Origin of the sequence: Brevundimonas sp., assembly GCF_013912005.1 — a bacterium.
GTDB lineage: Bacteria > Pseudomonadota > Alphaproteobacteria > Caulobacterales > Caulobacteraceae > Brevundimonas.
Map to the genome: position 1 here is coordinate 80,453 of NZ_JACESB010000008.1, position 19,062 is coordinate 99,514.

Below are 19,062 nucleotides of genomic sequence, written 5' to 3' on the forward strand. Positions count from 1 at the left end.
CGCCCTTTAGGGCCGTTCGGAGGTTCCCGCCAGACCGCGATGGCTGCGACCCGCCGGCTGCGGCTGAAGGGCCGGCGCGAGGGCGGCGGCGGGGGCGACGGCCCCGCCCGGACGGATCCGCGCATAGGCCTGGCGGGTCGCCTCCAGAAGGATCACCCCGGCCGTCCCGGGCAGGATGCGCCGCCCCACCTGCTCCAGCCCGTCCGCCAGCGGCAGAAGGGGCGGCCACGGCGGCACGTACAGGGTCTGCGACCAGGCGACCGGCTCCAGCCCCGCCTCGCGCACCAGCCGCTCGAGCTGGCGCCGGGTGAACGGCCGCCCATGGCCGAAGGGCGTGCTTTCCGCCCGCGCCCACAGGCCGCCGCGCGCCGCCGCGACGAGGATCATCCGCCCCGCCGGGGCCAGGGCCCGCACCGCCTCGAGCATCAGGGCCCGGGCGTCGTCCGCCTCCTCCAGCGCATGCACCAGCAGCACCCGGTCGAAGGCGCCGGCGGCGAACGGCAGTCGGCGGTCGTCCACCAGCAGCGTCCGGTTCTTGCCTGACGCCGGCCACGGCTCCACCCCCTGGCCGCCCGGCATGGCGGCGACCACCCGCCGCGCCCCGACGAAGGCGTCCAGCCACGGCGTCGCATAGCCGAGGCCCAGCACGTCGCAGTTCGTCGCCTCGCCCCAGGCGTCCTCCAGCCGCCGCGCCAGCAGGCGTCGGGCCAGCGCGCCGGTCGGCTCGCCGTAGAAGTCGCGAAGCTCCTCGATGCTGCGCCGCATGCCGCCAGCATAGACCCGTCGGGGCGCCGCTGCCAGAATGGCCCCATGCCCCTCGACGTGCGCCTGTTCCCCTGCCTGTCGGACAACTACGGCCTGCTGTTGCGCGACGCCGGCAGCGGCTCGGTGGCGGCCGTTGACGCGCCCGACGCCGACGCCATCCTCGCCGGGCTGGAGCGCGCCGGCTGGGGGCGGCTCGACCTGGTCCTGAACACCCACTGGCACCCCGACCACACCCAGGGCAACGCCGCCCTGAAGGCCGCGACCGGATGCGAGATCGTCGGTCCCGAGGAGGTCCGCCGGGCGGCGCCGCTGGACCGCGTGGTGCGGGGCGGGGATCGCGTGCGGCTGGGCGAGACCGCCTTCGAGGTGACTGACACGCCCGGCCACACCCTGGGTCACATCGTCTACCGCTCGCCGGAAGACGCCCAGGCCTTCGTCGGGGACGTGCTGTTCGTGATGGGCTGCGGGCGCCTGTTCGAGGGCGCGCCGGACCAGATGTGGTCCAGCCTGCGCGCCCTGGCCGCCTGGCCCGACGAGACGGTGATCTGGTGCGCCCACGAATACACCGCCTCCAACGCCCGCTTCGCGCTCAGCGTCGACGACCGTCCGGAGATGGAGGCGCGGGCGGCCGGGATCTTCGCTCTGCGCGAGCGTGGGGAGTCCACCGTTCCCACGACCATCGGGGCAGAGAAGGCCTTCAACCCCTTCCTGCGCGCGCCCGATGCGGCCGCCTTCGCCGCCCTGCGGGCGGCCAAGGACGGCTTCCGGGGCTGACGGTCTGCTACTGCAGGAAGGCCCGGATCACCCGGGCCGAAGACGGCCGTCCGGCGACGCCCTGGGAGGGCGCCACGACGACGCGCAGTTCGCCCCGGGCGTAGGTCACCGAGGCGGCGCCGCCCTCCACGATGACGATGCGGCGGAGCTGGTTCAGCGCCTCCCGTCCGCCGGGCGAGCGGGAGATCCGGGCCACGGCGTCGGTCGACAGGATCAGGGCCTCGACCGTCAGGGCCTCGGCGTCGCCGCCGGTGTCGACGTTGATCTCGACCAGTCGTCCGACCGCTTCGCTGAGCATGGCGCTGCGGCGCGCCATCAGGCTCCACAGGCGGAACGGTCCGAGCACCGGCGGGGTCAGGTTCTGGCCGGGCCCCGCGAACGAGGCCGGAGCCCCGCCGGGCGCCCGTCCGGTGTAGACGGTGATGCCCCCGTTCGGGGTCACCCGCAGCACCTGCTGACCGGCGTCATTGCGATAGATCACGTCGCCGCGCGGCGCCGGGCTCGGGCGCAGGACCCAGGTCTCCTCGCTGCGCTCGAACCTGAGCAGCGAGTGGTTGCCGGACCGGTCGAGGGTGAAGGCGTCGCCCGTGTCGGCGACGTAGCGCCCCGGCGGCGGAAGGGCGCTGCTGGGCCGCGGCTGGAGGCGGAGGGCGCGGCTCTGTTCGGCCTGGGCGTTGGCGCGTTCCTGGGCGCTGGCGCCCGCCGTGGAGGCGAGCGAAAGAGCCGACGCCGCGAGGGCGATCGCCATCGCGGCCGAAAGCGGCGTCCACGCCGGCCTCGCCTTCGCCGTCAACTCCATGGCCGCCTTGGTGCAATCGCGGCGCGGCGGATTTTGGGCAGGGGCCGGATCACCCGACCAGATACTGACCGCCGTTCAGCGACAGGGTGCAGCCTGTGACATATCCGGCACGTTCGCCGGCCAGCCACGACACCATATCGGCGATTTCCTCGCCTTTTCCGAGTCTTCCGACCGGGATCTGGGCGATGATTCCGGCCAGGACCTTCTCGTCCATGGCGCCCACCATCTCGGTGTCGATGTAGCCGGGCGCGATACAATTCACCGTGACCCCCTTGCGCGCGTTCTCCAGCGCGAGGGCCTTGGTGAAGCCGATCATCCCCGCCTTGGCGGCCGAGTAGTTGGTCTGGCCGATCTGGCCCTTCTGGCCGTTGATCGAGCTGATGTTGACGATCCGCCCCCATCCCCGGTCGCGCATGCCGTTGATGACCTGGCGGGTCATGTTGAACACGCTGTCCATGTTCACCCGGATCACGTCCGACCACTGGTCGGCGGTCATCTTGTGGAAGAAGCCGTCGCGGGTGATGCCCGCGTTGTTGATCAGGACGTCGATCGGCCCCAGCGCCGCCTCCACCTCGGCCACGGCGCGCTGGCAGTCCTCGAAGCTGCCGACGTTGCCCTTGACCACCATCACGCCCAGTTCCTCGGCGGTGGCGCGGGCGGCGGCCTCGTTGCCGGAGAAGCCGGCGGCGACCGCCATCCCGTCTTCCTTCAGCCGCTGGGCGATCGCCTTGCCGATGCCGCGGGTGCCGCCCGTCACGAGTGCGACGCGTGCCATGTGCGTATTCCTGTCCCTGAGCGGCGGCCTCTCCGTGGGCCGCCTGCCGTGGGAATACGCTTTAGCTTGCCGGACGTTGCGCGGAAAGCGTCGTTACGCCGCCGGCGCCAGACGGGCCATGTCGAGGACGAAGCGGTAGCGCACGTCCGACCGTTCCATCCGCTCGTACGCCTCGTTGATCTGCTCCGGCGCGATCACCTCGATATCGCAGGCGATGCCATGCTCGGCGCAGAAGTCGAGCATCTCCTGCGTCTCCCGGATGCCGCCGATCAGGCTGCCCGCCACGCTGCGCCGCCGCCACAGCAGGGGCATGGCGTAGACCGGCATCCCCTCGGTGGTCAGGCCCAGCATGACCATGGTCCCGTCGCGCGCCAGCAGGTTGATATGGCTGGCGATCTCGTGGGTGGCCGAGACCGTGTTGATGATCAGGTCGAACTTTTCCGCCGCGGCCTGCATGGCCGCCTTGTCCGAGTTGATCAGGAAGTGCTTCGCCCCCATCCGCTCGGCGTCGGCCTTCTTCCGGTCCGAGGTCGACAGCACCGTCACCTCGGCGCCCAGGGCGGCGGCCAGCTTGACCGCCATGTGGCCGAGGCCGCCCAGGCCGATCACCGCCACCTTCGAGCCCGGACCCACCTTCCAGTGGCGCAGCGGGCTCCAGGTGGTGATGCCGGCGCACAGCAGCGGCGCGGCGGCGTCCAGCGGCAGGGCGTCGGGGATGCGCAGCACATAATTCTGATCGACGGTGATGCGGTCCGAGTAGCCGCCCTGGGTGATGGTCTGCCCGACCTCGGCGCCTTTCGCGTTGCGCGAGCCGTAGGTCTGGATCATGCCCGGCTCGCAGTACTGCTCCTCGCCCGCCACGCAGGCGGGGCAGGTGCGGCAGCTGTCCACCATGCAGCCGACCCCGACCCGGTCGCCGACCTTGAAGCGGGTGACGCCGGAGCCCACCGCCGTCACCACCCCGGCGATCTCATGGCCGGGCACGATCGGATAGCGCGTGCCGCCCAGCTGGTTCTTCGCCACGTGCAGGTCCGAGTGGCAGACGCCGCAGTAGCGGATCTCGATCGCCACATCGTCCGGACCCGGGTCGCGCCGGTCGAACCGCCAGGGCTCCAGCGGCTGGTCGGCGGCGACGGCGGCGAAGGCGCGGGTGGCGATGGGCATGGAAGGCTCCGGCGGCGGGGAAGGGGGCCTAAGCTAGGCTCGGCTTCCCGCCGCGCAAGCCCGCGGGCTCAGCCGCCGCCCATGGGGATCTCCCGGGTGGTCTCACCTTCGTAGGTCAGCCGCCGGATGCGCGCCTTGCGTTCCGCATGGTCGAAGGCGATCAGCTCCAGGCCGCCCCCGCCCTCGGCGTCGGTGACGAGGCGCACCGGCACGCCCGTGTCGTTGTTGTTCAGCCGGATCGACGCGGCTCCGGTGCGGCTCACCACCAGCCCCAGGCGGTCCCGCATGGGCGCGCCGACCCCGGCCGGCGCATCCAGCGCCAGCGAGGCCTGGCCGTTCTCGAACGTGCCCAGCCCGCCGCGCTCCACGCCGGTCTCATCATAGATCCACAGGGCCGCCGACTGGCCGTGCTGCCGCCCCGCATCCGTGCCGATCACCACCCGCTCCACCCCGCGCCCGTCGACGAGGGCGATCCGCCGCGCCTTGACCTCGTCCTGGACGGGATCGCGCGCTGCGCCCCCGACCAGCACCACCGCGAGTCCGGCGGCCAGAGCGAGCGTCGTGATCTGAAGTCGTCCGACCTGCTTCTGCAGTCGATCGATTGTGTCGTTCTCCCCGGGCACGCCCGCCTCCTCCTCCGCTGCAGTGAAGATGGCTAGCAAGCCGTCCGGCCCGGGGCGGCTTAATTCGGCGTAATGGCCGGACGACCGCCCGCGGCGCGGCCGCCGGCGGGGCAAGCGCCGCCCTCAGCCCAGCCGGTCGATCAGCGCCATGGCGGCGGCGGGGTTCCGCACCTTCGCGCCGGAGATGAAGTAGGCGAACACGTCCCCGCGCCCGGCCCACGCGCGGGCCCGGGCCGCGATCGCGTCCAGCTCCGCCGACGTCATGCCGGTCGGCTCGTCCTCGCGGCTGGACATCAGCCGGGCGTAGGTGAAGTCCGCCGTCGGCTGGTCGATGCGCGGCCACTCCGGCGCCTCCTCGTCCTCGGCGTAGACGATGGCGACGCCGTACTTCGCCGCCAGGTCGTAGAACTGCTGGGTGTCGAAGCTCGGGTGCCGCACCTCCAGCGCATGGCGCAGGCGCAGCCCGTCCTTCTCCTTCGGCAGCAGCCTGAGGAAGCCTTCGAAATCCTCGGGATCGAACTTCTTGGTCCCCATGAACTGCCAGTTGATCGGGCCCAGCTTGTCCCCCAGCGCCGTCAGCCCCTGGTCGAGGAACCGCCCCATCGACTCGCCCATGTCCGACAGCACCTTGCGGTTGGTGCAATAGCGGCTGGCCTTGACCGAAAAGACGAACCCCTCCGGCGTCTCGTCGCGCCACTTCATCCAGCTGTCCGGCTTGAAGGTCGAATAGTAGGTGCCGTTGATCTCGATCGAGGTCAGCTTGCGGCTGGCGTACTCCAGCTCGCGCTTCTGGCTCCACTTCTCGGGATAGAAGACCCCGCGCCACGGCTCGTAGGTCCAGCCGCCGACGCCGACGCGGATCGTGCCTGTCATCTCGCCCTCCTGTGCGGAGACCGATGTGCTCTCAGCCGGCGGCGGGGACAAGGGCGCGGTAGGCCGCCCGGGCGTGGGCGCGGGCGGTCGCGTCGTCCAGCAGCCGCTTCGAGTGGCTGTAGGACAGCACCATCCCCTTGTACTGGAACACCCTGGCGTCGAGCGCCGCCTCGTCGAGGTCCGGATACAGCGTCCGGAACTCGCGACGGATGACCCTGGCCCAGCGCAGCTGGCTGGCCTTCAGCACGTCGCGCAGCGGGCCCGGCTGGTCGTCCAGCTCGGCCGCGGCGGCCATCAGCGGGCAGCCGCCCGGCCGGTCCTGGCCGTCGACCCAGTCCAGCTCCAGCTCGGCGATCCGGTCCAGCCGCTCCCGCCCGGGCGCCAGTCCCTCGGCGGGCCGCCACACCCGCTCGGTGAAGCGCTCGATCATGGCCTCGACCAGCTCGGCCTGCAGCGCTTCCTTGGACTGGAAGTGCTTCAGCACGGCGCTCTTCGACACGCCGGCCGCGGCGGCCACGTCGGCCAGGCTGACGGCGGCGAGGCCGCGCACGGCGACCAGCCGCATGGCCTCGTCGATCAGCCGCGCCCGCGTCGCCTCGCCCTTGCCCGCCATCGATCCGACTCCACAAGTGTCCGACCGGACACTTTCCTGTTGACTCAAAGTGACCGAGCGGTCACTCATTTGTGCACGACCGGTCACTTCTACACGGAGCCGGTCGTCGTGACCACCCTCAACGGAGGAAGCGCCATGCTTCTCGCCTCCCTTTCCCTCGCCGCGGCCCTGCTCGCCGCCCCGCCGGCCGCGGCCGGCGCCGCCGCCACCCTCGTCGAGCCCCGCGAGGTGCGGGCCAACCTCGACGGCCGCAACTGGTCGTGCGACCCCGCCGGCCGCTGCATCGGCCGCGGCGGCGGCGCCTCCCAGCCGCTGATGCGGGAATGCCGCCGTTTCGCGGCCCGCTTCGGTCCGGTGTCGGCCTTCTCGCGCGACGGCATGGCCCTGACGGAGGCCGAACTGGTCCAGTGCAACGCCGCGGCGGCCTGACCCTCCGCAGCGCCCGCGACCCGTGCTAGCCCTCCCCGGCCGCGCGCTGCGGCGGGGAGGGCTTCCATGGCCGCATCGATGTTCCGCGTCTTCGACCCGCGCCAGCTGGCCCACGCGCCGGCGCAGGAGTTCCACAACGGCGGCTGGGCGCCGCACGCGGACGTGCCGGCCCGGGCGGCGAACATCGCCGCGCGCCTCGGCCCCTGGGAAGCCGCCCGCGACTTCGGCCGCGCGCCCCTCCTGCGGGTCCACACGGCCGAATACCTCGACTTCCTCGAGCGCGCCCACGCCGACTGGACGGCCGCCGGCCGCCCCGGCGACGCCATCGGCTACGCCTGGCCGGTGATCGGCCGCCGGTCGCTGAACCTCGACCGCATCGACGCCCGGATCGGCCGCTTCTCGTACGACGCCTGCACCCCGGTCACCGCCGGGACCTGGGAGGCCGCCTGGTGGGCGGCCCAGACCGCCCTCACCGCCCTCCAGCCGCTGCTGGACGGGCGCGAGCGCACCAGCTTCGCCCTGTGCCGGCCGCCCGGCCACCACGCCGGCGCCGACTACCTCGGCGGCTACTGCTACCTGAACAACGCCGCCGTCGCCGCCCGGGCGGCGCGCGACGCCGGCCACGCCCGGGTCGCCGTCCTCGACGTCGACTACCACCACGGCAACGGCACCCAGGACGTCTTCCTCGACGACGGGTCGGTGTTCTTCGCCTCCATCCACGCCGATCCGGCCAGCGACTATCCGTTCTTCTGGGGCCAGGCCGACGAGGGCGGCGTCGGCGAGGGGGAGGGGGCCACGCTCAACCTGCCGCTGCCGCGCGGCGCGACCCTCGATCGCTACACGGCCGCTCTCGACACGGCGCTGGAGGCGATCGCGCGCTTCGATCCGTCGCTGCTGGTGGTCTCCTTCGGCGCGGACACCTTCGAGGGCGACCCGATCTCCCACTTCCGCATCGCCACCGGCGACTACCCGCGCCTGGCCGAACGCATCGCCGCCCTCGGCCGGCCGACCCTGATCGTCATGGAAGGCGGCTACGCCGTCGCCGAGCTCGCCGACAACGTCGAAGGCTTCCTCTCGGGGTTCTGAGGGTCAGGGGAGGGAGTCCAGCCAGTCCTCAAGGCCGTGGCGGATGCGCAGGACATGCACGCCCGCAGGGTCCAGTTCGTACAGGACGATATGACTTCTGTACGGCAGGATGCGGATCGAGGCGCGCAGCCCGGCGCGCACGGGCGCCGACCGTGGAAATTGGCCGAGCCGCTGAATCGAGGCGCGCAGCCCGTCCGCGTAGACATCGCCCTGCTTTGGACCGAACCTTTCGACGCCTTCGCGGTAGATCGCCCGGATGTCCGCCCGGGCCGCCTCCGACAGGCGAACCCGCATCAGCCGGCGGCGGGGTGCGTGGTCTGCGTCAGGGCCTCCGCGCGAGCCTCGGCGAAGATTTCATCGACGCTGCGCTCGCTGACGCCGCTGGCCCGGGCCTCGTCCACCAGCCGCTCCAGGTGGGCGATCTTCCCGGCCCTCACCTGCTCGCGACGGAGGAGGTCGCGCACCACCTCGCCCGCGTCCCGGTAGCGGCCGGCGCGGACCTGCGCCTCGACCCAGGCGTTCAGGTCTTCCGGGAGGGAGACGGTGATCTCGGCCATGGCTACAGGGTCTGCCTCGCGCCGGCGCCTGTCAACGCGGGGCCAACCCTCAGTAGGCGAAGTCGCGGTACACCCGCTCCACGTCCCCCTGCCAGTCGCCGTGGTACAGCTCCAGCAGGCGCTCGGCGGGAGTGATCCCGCTGTCGGCGATGTCCTCCAGCTCCGACAGGTAGCCGCGCTCGTCGACCATGCCGCCGGAGAAGCGGGCCCGGTTCTTCAGCCCCTGCCGGGCGATGGCGACCAGGTCCCGGGCGACGTCCTGCACCGTGCGGCCGGCCACCTCCGCCTTGAGCCCGAGCCGGGTGACGTCGCGGCGCAGGCGCTCGTGGTCGGCGATGTCCCAGTCCTTGACCAGGTCCCAGGCCGCCGCCAGCGACGGCGCGTCGTACAGCACCCCGGCCCACAGGGCGGGCAGGGCGCAGATCCGGCTCCACGGTCCGCCGTCGGCGCCGCGCATCTCGAGGTACTGCTTCAGCCGCACCTCCGGGAACAGGGTGGTCAGGTGGTCGGCCCAGTCCTTCTTCGTCGCCCGCTCGCCCGGCAGGGCGTCCAGCCGGCCGTCCATGAAGGCGCGGAACGACTGGCCCGACAGGTCGACGTAGCGCTCGCCGCGCTTGGCGAAATACATCGGCGTGTCGAGCGCATAGTCCGCGTAGCGCTCGAAGCCGAAGCCGTCCTCGAACACGAAGTCCAGCATGCCGGTGCGGTCGGGATCGGTGTCGGTCCAGACATTGGCCCGCGCCGTCAGGAAGCCGTTCGGCCGGCCTTCCGTGAACGGACTGTTGGCGAACAGGGCCGTGGCGACCGGCTGCAGCGCCAGCGAGGTGCGGAACTTCAGCACCATGTCCGCCTCGCTGTCGAAGTCGAGGTTGGCCTGGATGGTGCAGGTGCGCAGCATCATGTCGAGGCCCAGCGCGCCCTTCTTGGGCATGTAGGCCCGCATGATGTCGTAGCGGCCCTTGGGCATGACCGGCACGTCCTCGCGCCGCCACATCGGGTCGAAGCCGAGGCCGAGGAAGCCCAGCCCCAGCTGGTCGGCGACCTGCTTGACCTCGACCAGGTGGCGCCCCGTCTCGTCGCAGATGCCGTGGATGTCCTTCAGCGGGGCCCCCGACAGCTCGAACTGGCCGCCCGGTTCGAGGCTGATCGAGGCGGTGAACCCCTCGTCGTTCCGCCGCTCGAGGGCGATGACGTGCCCGCCTTCCCGCACCGGCGTCCAGCCGAAGCGCTGCAGCGCTTCCAGCATGGCGCGGATGCCGCTCTCGCCCTCATAGGCGGGCCGGCGGAGGCTCGACTTGTCGAAGCCGAATTTCTCGTGCTCGGCGCCGATGCGCCATTGCTCCCGGGGCTTGATCCCCTTCGACATGGCGCCGATCAGGTCGTCGCGGGTAAGCGGTTCGGCTTCGGCCATGCGGATCTGTAACCCCTCGTGTCGCGGCTAGATGGGCCGCCGCGCTTCGCTGCTCAAGAGGGGTCCGGACGCGGGCGACGGCGGCGCACCGTGAACGGCGTCATGACCGAGACGAAGAAGGCCACCGACCACCCCAGCAGGATCGCGCCGGCGACGCCCTCGATGGCCCCCAGCAGCCGCCACGGCGGGGCCATCAGCTCGTCGCTGTAGCCGATCGAGCCGTAGCTGATGCTGGAGAAGTACACCCCGTCCCGCAGCGTCTCCACCGCGCCGATGACCCGGTACACGGCGGCGTAAAGCCAGATCTCCACCCCGTGGATGACGAACAGGCCCAGCACCACGCCGATGGTCAGCAGCGAGTGCCGCCACAACGGATCGGCCATCGGAACCGGGCCCCGCCGGGCCTCGTAGATCTCCAGCAGCCGGCCGAGGCCCTGCAGGCCGAAGCCGTGGACGCCCACCGCCAGCAGGGCGAGCACCGTCGACAGGGCCAGCTCGTTGAACATGCGGCCATCTTGCCCGGATCGCGGGAACGGACAAGACGCCGGCGCTCAGCGTTCCCAGTCGCCGACCGCCGCCTGCCACAGCGTCAGCGCCGTCGCCGCCGCCGTGTCGGCGCGCAGCACCCGCGGGCCCAGGGAGACGGCGGTGGTGAACGGCAGGCTCCGCAGCCGCTCGCGCTCCTCCGGCGAAAAGCCGCCCTCCGGCCCGATCAGGATGGCCCACGGGCCCTCGCCGGCCCCGCTCAGCGCCTTCAGCGCCGGTTCGCCGCCGGTCTCGTCGCAGAACATCAGCCGCCGCCGCCCGTCCCAGCCGTCCAGCACCTCGGCCAGCTTCCGCGGCCCCTCCACCGCCGGCACGTCCAGCCGCCCGGTCTGTTCTGCGCTTTCCTCGGCGATGGCCGCCAGCCGGTCCATGCGCAGGTGCTGCGGCTGCGTCCGCGCCGTGGTCACCAGGCCGATCCGCGACGCCCCCAGCTCGGTGGCCTTCTCCACGGCGAACTCCAGCGCCGACTTCTTCACCGGGGCGATCAGCAGGTGCACGTCCGGCGGCGTGACCTGCTCGCGGACCCGCTCCCCGGCCCGCAGCACCACCCCCTTCTTCAACACCTCGCCCACGACGCAGCGCCACTCGCCGTCGGTCCCGTTGAAGACGAGCAGCGGATCGCCCGCCTTCAGGCGCATCACCTGGGTCAGGTAGCGCGACTGCTCGAGCGTGGGCGCGAGCGCCGCGCCGGCGGACAGGGGCTGGGGGACGTAGAGGCGGATCACCCGTCGATTCTAGTGCGCCGACTCCGGACTGGATAGGCCCGCCGCCGGCCGGCCGGCGGTCGTCTCGAGCCTCTCCTCCAGATCGCGGACCATGGCGCGCCACGCCTCGCCCGTCCGGTGCAGGGCCTCGTCCAGCACCGCCGGCGGCGCGGCGTGCGCGACCCCGGCCTGCTCGGCCCGGGTCGGCGTCGGCGTCCAGCCGGTCAGGTGCAGCATGACCGCGAAACCGGCGACATAGGCGAGGGGGACGTACCAGCCCCGCCGGAGCCATTCGACCACCGATCGGGTCTCCGGAAACTGCGCCGACACCGCCACCCCGGCCGACGAGCCGAACCACATCATCGAGCCGCCGAAGCCGACGGCGAAGGCCAGCACGCCCCAGTCATAGCCGCCCTGCTTGAGCGCCAGCGCGGTCAGCGGGATGTTGTCGAACACCGAGGACAGCACGCCGAGACCCAGGGCCGTGCGCCAGCCGGCCTCGGGCAGCCGGTCGACCGGCATCAGCGAGGCGGTGGCCACGAGCGCCGTCAGGAACAGGGCGCTCTTCGCCGCCCCGCCCAGCACCGACAGCTTCGGCATGCGGACCGGCGCGGTCAGGACCAGGGCCGCCCACAGGCTCAGGCCCAGCCACGGCGCCCGGTCCTGGTGCTGCGGATACCAGGCGTTGCCGGCGAAATTCACCGCCAGCAGGGTCAGCAGGATGAACAGGACGACGCCCGCCCGCACCCGGTCGATGCGCGGGGCGTCGGGCGCGACGTGGCGCTGGATCGGCGCATGCCGTTGCTGCTGCAGGGCGGCGGGCAGGCCGAAGATCAGCAGGGCGACGCCCGCGGCGACGAAGGCCTTCACCACCGCCAGCGGCGAGACGCCGCTGATCCACATCATGGTGGTGGTCGTGTCGCCCAGCACGCTGCCCGCGCCGCCCGCGTTGGCCGCCGCCACGATCGCGGCCAGATAGCCGACGCCCACCTTGCCGTGGAACACATGGCGCGCGGCCACCGCGCCGATGACGGCGGCGGCGATGTTGTCGAGGAAGATCGACATGACGAAGACCAGGCCCAGCAGGGCCAGGCCGCCGGTCCAGCCGTCCGGCAGGATGCGCGGCATGGCCTCGGGAATGTTGCTGCGCTCGAACTGGCTGGCCAGCAGGGCGAAGCCCAGCAGCAGCAGGGCCAGGTTGCCGAGCAGCACCGCCTCGTGCGCCGCGTGGGCGAGCAGTCCGTCCACCCCGGTTCCGTGGGCGAAGCCCGAAACCAGAAGCTTGAATCCGACGGTCGCCGCCAGCCCCGCCAGGGCGACCAGCAGCGGTCGCCGGTGGAAGACGGCGACGCCTGCCAGCGTCAGTCCGAAGATCAGAAACTCGACCGGCGTCGAACGCAGGCCGGCCGCCGCCGCAAGGGCGGCTTCCCCTAACGAACTCATGAAACAGCATCCCCCGATGTCGGAGGCAGACTGCAAAGCTTGACCGTTAACCGTCTACCGCGAGGCCGCGACGCGCGCCGGATTTCCGGAACGCTGTTGCGCGGACGATGCTATTGGTTCGTGATCGGATCGTCTCCCGGGCGGCAGGGCGGATCAGGCCGGCGGCCGCCGCGTTGGTTTCCCCGGATGACTGCGGGAGGCCCGCGATGCCGTGGCTGAAGACCTGGGCCGACGAGGGCCGGACGACGGCCGCGGCCCTGGACGCCTTCGACGCCCTGCCCGCCGTGACGCCCGACGTCATGATCGGGACCTGGCGCGGTTCGGAGCTGCCCACGGGCCACCCGCTGGACGGCCTGCTGGCCTTCCACGGCTGGCGCGGCAAGCGGTTCATCGACGCCGACCGGGTCGATCCGCTGCTGTTTGGCCGCGACAACGAGGTCCTGGCCCTCGACCCGGCCCGCCTGCCTCTGGGCCTGGCCTTGGCCCTGCCGCGCATCGCCCGGACCGACGCCGCCCGCGGCCTGTTCCGCCTCGTCCGGCCGTTGATCAGCACCCGGAAGCCCAAGGCCCGACTGCGATCCGTGGCCCATCGCGGCCGGGTGTCGGCGGCGATGATCTACGACGACCTGCCGATCATCGATCACTTCCGCCAGATCGACGCCGACCGGGTGCTGGGCCTGATGGACCTGCGCCCGACGCCGCAGCCCTTTTTCTTTCTGCTGACCCGCGAGCGCTAGAGCGTCCGCGCGATCAGCAGCTTCATGATCTCGTTGGTGCCGCCGTAGATCCGCTGCACCCGGGCGTCCTTGTACAGCTGGGCGATCGGGTACTCGTTCATGTAGCCGTAGCCGCCGTGCAGCTGCAGCATCTCGTCGATGGTCTCGCCCTGGATGTCCGTCACCCAGTACTTGGCCATCGAGGCGGTCGCCGCGTCCAGCTCGCCCTTCAGGTGGCGCTCGATGCAGTGGTCGACGAAGACCTTGGCCACCGTCAGCTTGGTCTTCACCTCGGCCAGCTTGAACTGGGTGTTCTGGAAGTCGAGGATGCGCTTGCCGAAGGCCTTGCGCTCCTTGACGTAGGCCAGGGTGTGCTCCAGCCCGCGCTCGGCCGCGGCCACGCCCTGCACGGCGATGTTCAGCCGCTCCTGCGGCAGCTGCTGCATCAGCTGGATGAAGCCCTGGCCCTCGCCGCCGCCGATGATGTTCTCGCCCGGGACCTTCACGTCGTTGAAGAACAGCTCGGAGGTGTCGTTGGCCTCCATGCCGATCTTGTGCAGGTTGCGGCCCCGCTCGAAGCCCTCGGCCCCGTCGGTCTCGACCACGATCAGGCTGGTGCCCTTGGCGCCTTCCGCCGGATCGGTCTTGGCCACCACGATGATGAAGTTGGCCAGCTGGCCGTTGGTGATGAAGGTCTTGGACCCGTTCACCACATACTGGCCGCCGGTCTTGATGGCGGTGGTCTTGACCCCCTGCAGGTCCGAGCCGGCGCCCGGCTCGGTCATGGCGATGGCGCCGACCAGTTCGCCCGACTGCAGCCGCGGCAGCCAGCGCGCCTTCTGCTCCTCGGTGCCGTAGTGCCAGATGTAGGGCATGACGATCGCATTGTGCAGCGAGATGCCGAAGTGGTCCGCGCCCTTCCAGCCCAGCTGGCGCATCAGCACCACCTCGTGCCGGTAGTCGCCGCCCATGCCGCCGTCGGCCTCGGGCATGGAGATGCCCAGCAGCCCCGCCTCGCCGGCGTCGTTCCACAGCTGGCGCGGCACCGAGCTGTCGGCGATCCACTGCGTCACCTTCTCCGGCGGCGCGTGCTCGTCGATCCACTTGCCGACGCTGTCGGAGAAGAGGGTGATCTCCTCTTCCTGCATGAAGGCGGGGTCGGGGGCGTTGAGGACGTTCATGCTCAGAACGCCTCCGCCGGCAGGGTCATCAGCACGTCCGCGCCGGTCTTCAGCTTGGCCAGATGCGCGCCCGTGTCGGGCAGCATGCGCTCGACGAAATAGCGGCCGGTGGCGATCTTGTGCGCGTAGAACGGGTCGTCCGAGCCGCCGTCGATCGCCTTCTGGGCCGCAAGCGCCATCTGCGCCCACATATAGGCCAGGGCCGTCAGGCCGAAGATGTGCAGGTAGTCGGTGCTCGCCGCCCCGGCGTTGTCCGGGTTCTGCATGCCGTTCTGCATCAGCCACATGGTGGCTTCCTGCAGCTTCTTCTTGGCGTCGGCCAGGCCGTCGATGAAGGGCTTCTGCGGGCCCTCGCCGCCATGCTCCGCCACGAAGGCGTCGATCTCGCCGAACCAGGTCATGATCGCCCGGCCGCCGTTGGCCGGCAGCTTGCGGCCGACGAGGTCCAGCGCCTGGATGCCGTTGGTGCCCTCGTAGATCATGGTGATGCGCGCGTCGCGCAGGTACTGCGACGCCGGGAAGTGCTCGGTGTAGCCGGAGCCGCCGTGCACCTGCATCGCCAGCGAGGCGGCGTGGAAGCCGCGATCGGTCAGATAGGCCTTCAGCACCGGGGTGATCAGCCCCATGTAGTCGCGCGCCTTGGTGGCCGTCGCCTCGTCGTTCGACCGCTGCAGGTCCGCCTGCAGCGCGGTCCACAGGATGAAGGCCTGGCCGCCCTCGACGATGGCCTTCGCCTCCAGCAGCATGCGCCGCACGTCCGGGTGCACCACGATCGGATCGGCCGGGCCGTCCGGGTTCTTCGGCCCGGTCAGCGACCGCCCCTGCAGCCGGTCCCTGGCGAACTCCGCCGCCGCCTGGTAGGCCGCCGTGCCGATGGCCAGCCCCTGCAGGCCGGTGCCGAGGCGGGCCTCGTTCATCATGACGAACATCGCCGCCATGCCCTTGTTCTCGGTCCCGACCAGCCAGCCCTTCGCGTTCTCGTAGGACATCACGCAGGTGGCGTTGCCGTGGATGCCCATCTTGTGCTCGAGGCCCGCGCACTGGACGCCCTCGTTGCGCGCGCCCGCCGAGCCGTCCTCGTTGACGAAGAACTTGGGCACCACGAACAGGCTGATGCCCTTGATCCCCGCCGGCGCGCCCTCGATGCGGGCCAGCACCAGGTGGATGATGTTGTCGGTGAAGTCGTGCTCGCCCGACGAGATCCAGATCTTCTGGCCGGTGATCGAATAGCTGCCGTCGCCGTTCGGGACCGCCTTGGTGCGGATCATGCCCAGGTCGGTGCCGCACTGCGGCTCGGTCAGGTTCATGGTCCCGCCCCATTCGCCGGTGGCCAGCTTGGGCAGGTAGGTCGCCTTCTGCTCGTCCGAGCCGTTGGCGTGCAGCGCCTCGTAGCAGCCGTGGGTCAGGCCCGGGTACATCGAGAAGGCCGGCGAGGCGGCGGCGGTGAACTGGCCGAAGGCCATGCCCACGATGGCCGGCATGCCCTGGCCGCCGAACTCCGGATCCGAGCTCAGGCCCGGCCAGCCGGCGGCCACCATCTGCTGGTAGGCCTCCTTCCAGCCGGTCGGACCGGTCACCTTTCCATTGTCGAACTTGCAGCCCTCCTGGTCGCCGACCCGGTTCAGCGGGGCGATGACCTCCTCGGCGAACTTCGCCCCCTCCTCGAGGATCTGACCGACCAGTTCCGACGACACGTCGGTGAAGCCGGGCTGGTTGGCGTAACGGTCGATCTCCAGCACCTCGTTGAGGACGAAGGTCAGGTCTCGGACAGGCGCCTTGTAGGCCATGGGACTACGCTCTCGCTTTGAAGGGCTGGTGATGGTGGTCGGGGTTCAGGCGCTCGCGCAGCAGCGAGGCGTACTCCTCGGCGCCGGGCAGCAGGTCGGGACGGTGCTCGCCCAGCTTCTGCTCCATCCACTGGCAGGCCTCCTCGGCCGTCTGGATGGCGCCTTCGATGTCTTCCAGCTGCTGCTTCAGCGCCGCGATCTGGGCGCGGTGGCGGCGCAGGGCCACCGCCATCTGGTGGGCGTTGTGATCCTTGCGGTCGTACAGATCCAGCATCTCCTGGATCTCCTGCAGGCTGAAGCCGATGCGCCGGCCGCGCAGGATCAGCTTCAGCCGCGCGCGGTCGCGGGCGTCATAGACCCGCGTCTGGCCCTTGCGGGCCGGGGTCAGCAGCCCCTTGTCCTCGTAGAAGCGCAGCGCCCGCGCCGTCGCCCCGAACTCGCGGCACAGCTGGCGGATCGAATAGGTGCGATGATCGTCGGCGGTCGCCATGGCCGCCAGATAAGCCGAACTTTACGTGCACGTAAAGGGAAGGTTCGGGTGAGGGCGCAGGCGGCAGGCAGCAGGCAGCAGAATCTGTTGTGACCCGTCCTCGACCCGCCGCGCCACCGCCGCTTCGGCCTGCTGCCTGCTGCCTGCTGCCTGCCGCCTGCGCCTCAGCGCACTTCCCGCGCCCGCATCCACAGCACCGGCGCGGTGATGGCGATCAGCGCCAGGTTGGTCGCGGCCAGCCCGAACTCCAGGCCGAGCGCATGCAGCGCCAGCATGATCACCTCCAGCGCCAGCAGGCCGGCGGCGGCCACCACCAGCAGCGGCCGCCCCTGCTTCCACGACACCAGCGGCGCCAGGACCAGGACAGCCAGCACGATCTCGGCCACGCCCAGGCCGCGCACCAGGTTCTCCGGCGCGAACGCCGGCCAGCGCATCAGCTCGACGAGGTTCGTCATCGGCTCGGTCACCTTGGCGTAGCCGGCGGCGATGAAGAACATCGCGATCCAGCCCTGCAGGGTCCACAGGGTCAGGTTGCGGTAGCTCGCATTCAGCCGCGAGCGGGCGGGGGAGAGGGCCTGGGAAGTCATATGTGCGACGCCCGGGGAGGGGCGCTCTTCTTGATTGGTAACAGTGGTGAGATCGGTTTGCCCGGCCGTCTCCGCAAGGGGGGCGGCCGGAAGCGTAACCATCCGTGACCGCCTTGTGCGGAGCGCCGGCGGCCAAAGCGTGGCCGCACCTATAATTCGTTGTAATGCGCCGCGGGCCGGCGGCGGGCGCCGGCCGGCGTCGGAGCAGGGGGAGGCGGGGCAGGTCATCGGCTCACCGGGGCAGCGCTTCGGACCCCTCCCGTCTACTGCCAGCCTGCTGCCGCCCTGCTGTCAGCAGCGGCTCAGCGGCGGGCGGCGCCGGCCGCCCGGACCCGGTCGATCTTCGCTTCGAACGGCCCCCAGTCGTCCCCGGCGTCGATCGCCGCCCAGATCGCCTCGACCTCGTCGATCAGCATCTCCTCCGGCTCGGGGCGGGCGAAGACCGGATGCTCCAGCCGCTCGGGCCGGTCCGGCTCGTGCTCGAACAGGGCGAAGCGGAAGGCGTCGAAGGCCTCCCCCTGGTAGGTCTTCGCCCGCGGCCCCCGCAGCGCCCGGGCCGAGGAGGCGAAGCCGCCGAACCAGTCGTGGAACAGCGGCTCCCAGCGCAGCCCCTCGCCGCCCTCGCGCAGCAGCGCCAGGGTCGTGTCCAGCAGCCGCTGGTCGGCCGCCTCGCCGAGGCTCTTCACCCCCAGCCGCTCGAGGAAGGCGGCCCGCAGCTCGCGGATGTAGGCCGGCCCGAAGCCGTTCAGGGCCGCGGTCAGCGGCTCCGCCGCGGCGACCGTCTTCAGCGCCCCGCCCAGCTGGGTCAGGGCCCAGAACACCGCCTCGGGCTGGCGCGCGAAGGCGTACAGCCCGGTCTGGTCGAAATAGGCCGCCGTGAACCCCGGCTCGTACCACGGCAGGAAGCGCCACGGCCCGTAGTCGAAGCTCTCGCCGGTGACGTTCAGGTTGTCGGTGTTCAGCACCCCGTGCACGAAGCCCGCCGCGATCCATCGCGCCGTCAGCCGGGCCGAGGCCGCCACGACCGCCGCGAGGAAGCCGGGGACGTCCCCGCCCTCCACCTCCGGGTGGTAGAGCGCCCGGGCATGCTCGACCAGGGCCTCGATCATGTCCGTCCGGCCGAAGTAGGCGGCCCGCTGGAAGGTCCCGAACCGGACATGGCTGTGCGACAGCCGCACCAGCACCGCCGAGCGGGTCGGGGAGGGCTCGTCCCCCCGCTCCAGCGCCTCGCCGGTCTCGATCAGGCTGAAGGCGCGGCTGGTCGGAACGCCCAGCGCCTCCAGCATCTCCGCCGCCAGCACCTCGCGCACCCCGCCCTTCAGCGTCAGCCGCCCGTCGGCCCCGCGCGACCACGGCGTCTGACCCGAGCCCTTGGTGCCGAGGTCCAGCAGCCGCCCGTCGTCCGCCCGCAGCTGCGCCGCCAGAAACCCCCGCCCGTCGCCGAGGTCGGGATTGTAGGTGCGGAACTGGTGGCCGTGGTAGCGCATCGCCACCGGTCCCGGCTGGCCGGGCAGGGGCTCGAAGCGGCCGAATGCGGCGATCCAGCCAGCGTCGTCCAGCGTCTCCAGCCCCACCGTCGCCGCCGCCCGGTCGTTGCGGAAGCGCAGGATCGTCTGCGGGAAGGAGGCCGGCCGGACGGCGTCGCCATAGTCCTCCCCGAGATCGAAGAAGCGCGGCTCGGGGCGGTAGGCGGGGGACACGGGCATGGCGGGCAAATGCGCCCGCCGGCCGAAGGCTGC

General features: G+C 71.5%; 22 protein-coding genes. 4 read left to right on the forward strand and 18 right to left on the reverse strand.

Features of this window, described 5'->3' with window-relative positions:
• Window positions 1-6: 6 nt before the first annotated feature.
• Window positions 7-765 (reverse strand): methyltransferase domain-containing protein, encoded by a 759-nt coding sequence (locus tag H2038_RS07925; protein WP_292111331.1) that lies wholly within the window; start codon window positions 763-765, stop codon window positions 7-9.
• A gap of 45 nt (window positions 766-810) precedes the next feature.
• On the opposite strand from H2038_RS07925, the gene gloB reads away from it, so the two are divergent.
• Complete coding sequence (gloB, locus tag H2038_RS07930) at window positions 811-1,539, forward strand: hydroxyacylglutathione hydrolase (RefSeq protein ID WP_292111333.1); 729 nt, start codon at window positions 811-813, stop codon at window positions 1,537-1,539.
• A 7-nt stretch (window positions 1,540-1,546) separates the two neighbouring features.
• Here gloB and H2038_RS07935 read toward each other — a convergent pair whose 3' ends face one another.
• From H2038_RS07935 to H2038_RS07960, 6 genes are all read right to left on the reverse strand, one after another.
• On the reverse strand, window positions 1,547-2,287 hold the full coding sequence (locus tag H2038_RS07935; RefSeq protein ID WP_292111336.1) for a DUF4908 domain-containing protein: 741 nt from the start codon (window positions 2,285-2,287) through the stop codon (window positions 1,547-1,549).
• A gap of 100 nt (window positions 2,288-2,387) precedes the next feature.
• A complete protein-coding gene (phbB, locus tag H2038_RS07940; protein ID WP_292111339.1) occupies window positions 2,388-3,113 on the reverse strand; it encodes an acetoacetyl-CoA reductase in 726 nt (241 codons plus the stop codon).
• Window positions 3,114-3,206: 93 nt separating this feature from the next.
• Complete coding sequence (locus H2038_RS07945) at window positions 3,207-4,277, reverse strand: NAD(P)-dependent alcohol dehydrogenase (RefSeq protein WP_292111342.1); 1,071 nt, start codon at window positions 4,275-4,277, stop codon at window positions 3,207-3,209.
• Between the two features lie 68 nt (window positions 4,278-4,345).
• Window positions 4,346-4,900, reverse strand: a complete 555-nt coding sequence (locus tag H2038_RS07950; RefSeq protein ID WP_292111344.1) for a hypothetical protein — start codon at window positions 4,898-4,900, stop codon at window positions 4,346-4,348.
• Window positions 4,901-5,023: 123 nt separating this feature from the next.
• Complete coding sequence (locus H2038_RS07955; protein ID WP_292111347.1) at window positions 5,024-5,773, reverse strand: DUF72 domain-containing protein; 750 nt, start codon at window positions 5,771-5,773, stop codon at window positions 5,024-5,026.
• A 31-nt stretch (window positions 5,774-5,804) separates the two neighbouring features.
• A complete protein-coding gene (locus H2038_RS07960) occupies window positions 5,805-6,386 on the reverse strand; it encodes a TetR family transcriptional regulator (RefSeq protein WP_292111350.1) in 582 nt (193 codons plus the stop codon).
• A gap of 135 nt (window positions 6,387-6,521) precedes the next feature.
• Here H2038_RS07960 and H2038_RS07965 point away from each other — a divergent pair, with 135 nt between their 5' ends.
• Both H2038_RS07965 and H2038_RS07970 read left to right on the forward strand, forming a co-directional pair.
• Window positions 6,522-6,815 carry a hypothetical protein gene (locus tag H2038_RS07965; protein WP_292111353.1) on the forward strand — a complete coding sequence of 98 codons (294 nt, stop codon included), beginning with the start codon at window positions 6,522-6,524 and terminating at the stop codon, window positions 6,813-6,815.
• A 66-nt stretch (window positions 6,816-6,881) separates the two neighbouring features.
• Window positions 6,882-7,901: a histone deacetylase family protein gene (locus tag H2038_RS07970; protein ID WP_292111356.1), complete on the forward strand. Its 1,020-nt coding sequence runs from the start codon at window positions 6,882-6,884 to the stop codon at window positions 7,899-7,901.
• 3 nt (window positions 7,902-7,904) lie between these two features.
• Here H2038_RS07970 and H2038_RS07975 read toward each other — a convergent pair whose 3' ends face one another.
• The 6 genes from H2038_RS07975 to H2038_RS08000 are packed head-to-tail and all read right to left on the reverse strand — an operon-like array spanning window position 7,905 to window position 12,562.
• A complete protein-coding gene (locus H2038_RS07975; protein ID WP_292111358.1) occupies window positions 7,905-8,195 on the reverse strand; it encodes a type II toxin-antitoxin system RelE/ParE family toxin in 291 nt (96 codons plus the stop codon).
• Window positions 8,195-8,458 carry a type II toxin-antitoxin system ParD family antitoxin gene (locus tag H2038_RS07980; protein ID WP_292111361.1) on the reverse strand — a complete coding sequence of 88 codons (264 nt, stop codon included), beginning with the start codon at window positions 8,456-8,458 and terminating at the stop codon, window positions 8,195-8,197. The genes H2038_RS07975 and H2038_RS07980 overlap by 1 nt, the downstream gene beginning before the upstream one ends.
• A 49-nt stretch (window positions 8,459-8,507) precedes the next feature.
• The gene (locus H2038_RS07985; protein ID WP_292111363.1) at window positions 8,508-9,869 is read right to left on the reverse strand and encodes a glutamate--cysteine ligase; all 1,362 of its coding nucleotides are present in this window, start codon (window positions 9,867-9,869) and stop codon (window positions 8,508-8,510) included.
• Between the two features lie 53 nt (window positions 9,870-9,922).
• Window positions 9,923-10,375 carry an ion channel gene (locus H2038_RS07990; protein WP_292111365.1) on the reverse strand — a complete coding sequence of 151 codons (453 nt, stop codon included), beginning with the start codon at window positions 10,373-10,375 and terminating at the stop codon, window positions 9,923-9,925.
• 45 nt (window positions 10,376-10,420) lie between these two features.
• On the reverse strand, window positions 10,421-11,140 hold the full coding sequence (locus H2038_RS07995; RefSeq protein ID WP_292111367.1) for a 16S rRNA (uracil(1498)-N(3))-methyltransferase: 720 nt from the start codon (window positions 11,138-11,140) through the stop codon (window positions 10,421-10,423).
• Between the two features lie 9 nt (window positions 11,141-11,149).
• Window positions 11,150-12,562 (reverse strand): hypothetical protein, encoded by a 1,413-nt coding sequence (locus H2038_RS08000; protein WP_292111370.1) that lies wholly within the window; start codon window positions 12,560-12,562, stop codon window positions 11,150-11,152.
• Between the two features lie 206 nt (window positions 12,563-12,768).
• Between H2038_RS08000 and H2038_RS08005 the strand changes: the two genes are divergently transcribed.
• A complete protein-coding gene (locus H2038_RS08005; protein ID WP_292111372.1) occupies window positions 12,769-13,299 on the forward strand; it encodes a DUF4334 domain-containing protein in 531 nt (176 codons plus the stop codon).
• Here H2038_RS08005 and H2038_RS08010 read toward each other — a convergent pair.
• The 5 genes from H2038_RS08010 to H2038_RS08030 form a co-directional block, all read right to left on the reverse strand.
• A complete protein-coding gene (locus H2038_RS08010; protein ID WP_292111375.1) occupies window positions 13,296-14,459 on the reverse strand; it encodes an acyl-CoA dehydrogenase family protein in 1,164 nt (387 codons plus the stop codon). The two genes, H2038_RS08005 and H2038_RS08010, sit on opposite strands and share 4 nt — an antisense overlap.
• Window positions 14,460-14,461: 2 nt before the next feature.
• Entirely contained in the window at window positions 14,462-16,246 is a 1,785-nt protein-coding gene (locus tag H2038_RS08015; RefSeq protein WP_292111377.1) for an acyl-CoA dehydrogenase C-terminal domain-containing protein, read from the reverse strand.
• Window positions 16,247-16,250: 4 nt separating this feature from the next.
• Window positions 16,251-16,736: a MerR family DNA-binding transcriptional regulator gene (locus H2038_RS08020; protein WP_092309511.1), complete on the reverse strand. Its 486-nt coding sequence runs from the start codon at window positions 16,734-16,736 to the stop codon at window positions 16,251-16,253.
• Window positions 16,737-16,900: 164 nt separating this feature from the next.
• The gene (locus tag H2038_RS08025; protein WP_292111382.1) at window positions 16,901-17,323 is read right to left on the reverse strand and encodes a DoxX family protein; all 423 of its coding nucleotides are present in this window, start codon (window positions 17,321-17,323) and stop codon (window positions 16,901-16,903) included.
• Window positions 17,324-17,625: 302 nt separating this feature from the next.
• Window positions 17,626-19,029, reverse strand: a complete 1,404-nt coding sequence (locus tag H2038_RS08030; protein WP_292111384.1) for a protein adenylyltransferase SelO — start codon at window positions 19,027-19,029, stop codon at window positions 17,626-17,628.
• Window positions 19,030-19,062 lie beyond the last annotated feature (33 nt).

Bases quoted from the DNA above. Each gene is read 5' to 3' on its own strand.
- H2038_RS07980 (WP_292111361.1), bottom strand. From the start codon at position 8,458: ATGGCCGAGATCACCGTCTCCCTCCCGGAAGACCTGAACGCCTGGGTC.
- H2038_RS08010 (WP_292111375.1), bottom strand. From the start codon at position 14,459: ATGAACGTCCTCAACGCCCCCGACCCCGCCTTCATGCAGGAAGAGGAG.
- H2038_RS07960 (WP_292111350.1), bottom strand. From the start codon at position 6,386: ATGGCGGGCAAGGGCGAGGCGACGCGGGCGCGGCTGATCGACGAGGCC.
- gloB (WP_292111333.1), top strand. From the start codon at position 811: ATGCCCCTCGACGTGCGCCTGTTCCCCTGCCTGTCGGACAACTACGGC.
- H2038_RS08030 (WP_292111384.1), bottom strand. From the start codon at position 19,029: ATGCCCGTGTCCCCCGCCTACCGCCCCGAGCCGCGCTTCTTCGATCTC.
- H2038_RS08020 (WP_092309511.1), bottom strand. From the start codon at position 16,736: ATGGCGACCGCCGACGATCATCGCACCTATTCGATCCGCCAGCTGTGC.
- H2038_RS07975 (WP_292111358.1), bottom strand. From the start codon at position 8,195: ATGCGGGTTCGCCTGTCGGAGGCGGCCCGGGCGGACATCCGGGCGATC.
- H2038_RS07955 (WP_292111347.1), bottom strand. From the start codon at position 5,773: ATGACAGGCACGATCCGCGTCGGCGTCGGCGGCTGGACCTACGAGCCG.
- H2038_RS07985 (WP_292111363.1), bottom strand. From the start codon at position 9,869: ATGGCCGAAGCCGAACCGCTTACCCGCGACGACCTGATCGGCGCCATG.
- H2038_RS08000 (WP_292111370.1), bottom strand. From the start codon at position 12,562: ATGAGTTCGTTAGGGGAAGCCGCCCTTGCGGCGGCGGCCGGCCTGCGT.
- H2038_RS07970 (WP_292111356.1), top strand. From the start codon at position 6,882: ATGGCCGCATCGATGTTCCGCGTCTTCGACCCGCGCCAGCTGGCCCAC.
- H2038_RS07965 (WP_292111353.1), top strand. From the start codon at position 6,522: ATGCTTCTCGCCTCCCTTTCCCTCGCCGCGGCCCTGCTCGCCGCCCCG.
- H2038_RS08005 (WP_292111372.1), top strand. From the start codon at position 12,769: ATGCCGTGGCTGAAGACCTGGGCCGACGAGGGCCGGACGACGGCCGCG.
- phbB (WP_292111339.1), bottom strand. From the start codon at position 3,113: ATGGCACGCGTCGCACTCGTGACGGGCGGCACCCGCGGCATCGGCAAG.
- H2038_RS08015 (WP_292111377.1), bottom strand. From the start codon at position 16,246: ATGGCCTACAAGGCGCCTGTCCGAGACCTGACCTTCGTCCTCAACGAG.
- H2038_RS08025 (WP_292111382.1), bottom strand. From the start codon at position 17,323: ATGACTTCCCAGGCCCTCTCCCCCGCCCGCTCGCGGCTGAATGCGAGC.
- H2038_RS07925 (WP_292111331.1), bottom strand. From the start codon at position 765: ATGCGGCGCAGCATCGAGGAGCTTCGCGACTTCTACGGCGAGCCGACC.
- H2038_RS07935 (WP_292111336.1), bottom strand. From the start codon at position 2,287: ATGGCGATCGCCCTCGCGGCGTCGGCTCTTTCGCTCGCCTCCACGGCG.
- H2038_RS07990 (WP_292111365.1), bottom strand. From the start codon at position 10,375: ATGTTCAACGAGCTGGCCCTGTCGACGGTGCTCGCCCTGCTGGCGGTG.
- H2038_RS07945 (WP_292111342.1), bottom strand. From the start codon at position 4,277: ATGCCCATCGCCACCCGCGCCTTCGCCGCCGTCGCCGCCGACCAGCCG.